This window comes from Nocardioides sp. P5_C9_2 (genome assembly GCF_054049555.1).
Genome location: NZ_JBFUMD010000613.1, coordinates 1 through 1,877 on the forward strand (window position 1 = coordinate 1; position 1,877 = coordinate 1,877).

The 1,877-nt window shown below is 75.0% G+C and carries 1 protein-coding gene; it reads right to left on the minus strand.

The window, feature by feature from the left end:
* Nucleotides 1-327 precede the first annotated feature (327 nt).
* Nucleotides 328-1,722 (minus strand): amidase, encoded by a 1,395-nt coding sequence (locus ACXJKL_RS20235; RefSeq protein WP_457208789.1) that lies wholly within the window; start codon nucleotides 1,720-1,722, stop codon nucleotides 328-330.
* Between the last annotated feature and the right edge of the window lie 155 nt (nucleotides 1,723-1,877).

Genomic DNA, 1,877 nt, shown 5'->3' on the forward strand with positions numbered 1-1,877 from the left:
GCGGACGGCCGCCATCACGTCGCCGGCGTTGGCCGGGCGCACGATCACGGCGGGACGCTTGTCGATCATGCCGTTGCGGACCAGGCGGGCCTCGTCGTACGCCTCGTCGTCCGGGGTGATCACGGTTCCTCTGACGTCCTCGCGCAGGGACGCGAGCGCTGCACTGTCCATTCGGTGGGCCTCCTCGCAGGCAACAGGTGCCACGCGGGGGCCACCAGGGGCGTCGGAGGGCGTCACGAGGCGCACGGGGCGCGACAGGTCGGTCCTTCGACGGTAGTCCTCGGCACTCGGCGGCACCATCCTCCGGATGGGCCAGATCGGGCGGGCTCAGCCCAGCGGAGCGGCGGCCTCGAAGGCGGAGGCGATCTCCAGCAGCCGCCGGTCGGCGCCGTGCGGGGCGACCACCTGGATCCCGACCGGCAGCCCCTCGGGCGTGCGCCCGGCCGGCAGGGAGATGGCGGGACACCCGGTCACGCTGATGAAGTACGCCGACCGCATCCAGTCCAGGTAGGTCTCCATCGGGCGGCCGTTGATGTCGGACGGGAACTCCTGGTCCGCGGGAAACGGCGGCACCTGCGAGACCGGCAGGACCAGCACGTCGTGGTCGGCGAAGAAGAGGCGCATCGTCTCGGCCAGCGACGTGCGCTGGGTGTAGGCGCGGGCGACGTCGGCACCGGTCAGGCCCTCGCCCAGGCGGATGTTGTCGGCGAGGGACTGCTTGAAGGCGTCCGGGTGCTCGGCGAGCAGCGGCCCGAGCTTGGCCTGGAAGTGCCAGGCGCGCAGGGTGCGGAAGGTGTCCTCGGCCAGGCCGAGGTCCGGGTGCGCGGCCGCCACCTGGGCTCCCCCGCGGGTGAACGTCCGCCCGGCCTGCTCCACCACGGCGGCGACCCGGTCGTCGACCTCGAAGGCCCCGCCCAGGTCGACGCTCAGGGCGACCCGCAGGCCCCGCAGGTGACCCGTCACGGGTGGCGCGAACGCCGTCCCGCGGTCACCGAGCGCCAGCGGGGCACGCGGGTCGGGGCCGGCGAGCACCGAGAGCAGGAGGGCGACGTCGCCGACGGTGCGCGCCATCGGTCCGGCGACCGAGGTCGACTCCCACTGGTTGTAGAGCGGCCACTCCGGCACCCTGCCCAGCGAGGGGCGCATCCCGACGACACCGCAGAACGACGCCGGGTTGCGCAGCGACCCACCCATGTCGGACCCCTCCGCGAGCGGCACCATCCCGGTGGCGAGCGCACACGCCGCCCCACCGCTGGAGCCGCCGGCCGAGAACCGGGGGTCCACCGGGTTCACCGTCGTGCCGAAGACGCGGTTGAAGGTGTGCGACCCGGCGGCGAACTCGGGCACGTTGGTCCTGCCGAGCGTCACCACCCCCGCGCGGCGGACCCGCTCCACCACGAGCTCGTCCTGCTCGGGCACGTGGTCGGCGAAGAGCGGCGATCCGTACGTCGTGCGCCAGCCGGCGACGGCGTGCGTGTCCTTGAAGGCGAACGGGAGCCCGTGGAGGGGACCGGTGTCGGCCCCGGAGGCGAGCGCCTCGTCGGCCTCGGCGGCGCCGGCCCGGGCCCGGTCCTCGTCGAGGGAGACGATCGCGTTGAGCTCGGGGTTGCGCTCCGCGATGCGGGCCAGGTGGAGGTCGAGCAGCTCGCGGGCCGAGATCTCGCGCCCGGCGACCGCGGCCGCCATCGCGCGTGCCGTCGAGTCGACCGTGAGGTCGGTCATCGGCGGCGGGCGGCGACCGCGCCGGCGAGGACACCGGCGAGGACGAGGCCGGCTCCCACGGCGACGCCCCGGAGGAAGTCGGCCTGCGGCGAGAGGGGCGGGGCGGGGGCGGTGAAGACCTGCCCGGCGGTGGCGCCCACCGCGCCCACCTCGCC

What these genes read in the sequence shown, in the direction of transcription:
- ACXJKL_RS20235 (WP_457208789.1), bottom strand. Translation starts at nt 1,722, where the DNA reads ATGACCGACCTCACGGTCGACTCGACGGCACGCGCGATGGCGGCCGCG.